Source organism: Methylobacterium nigriterrae (genome assembly GCF_037106235.1).
GTDB lineage: Bacteria > Pseudomonadota > Alphaproteobacteria > Rhizobiales > Beijerinckiaceae > Methylobacterium > Methylobacterium nigriterrae.
Map to the genome: position 1 here is coordinate 1 of NZ_JBAWTG010000973.1, position 262 is coordinate 262.

At 71.0% G+C, this 262-nt stretch carries 1 protein-coding gene; it reads left to right on the plus strand.

Annotated elements, in window-relative coordinates; all coding sequences use genetic code 11:
• The coding region (locus tag WDW90_RS39920) for an isoaspartyl peptidase/L-asparaginase (RefSeq protein ID WP_336493093.1) at positions 1-262 on the plus strand (262 nt) is incomplete at both ends.

The following is a 262-nucleotide window of genomic DNA, read 5'->3' on the forward strand; positions in this document are numbered from 1 at the left end:
GCAGCAACTGCAGCGGGCACTGAAGGAAGATGCGGCGAAGCAGCCGCATGCGGACGTCGAGACGGCCAAACACTTCGGCACGGTCGGCGCGGTGGCGCTGGATGCGCGCGGCCACCTGGCCGCCGGCACCTCCACCGGCGGCATGACCGACAAGCGCTGGGGCCGCATCGGCGATTCGCCGATCATCGGCGCCGGCACCTACGCCAACGAGAGCTGCGCGGTCTCCGGCACGGGCTGGGGCGAGTTCTACATCCGTGCCGTC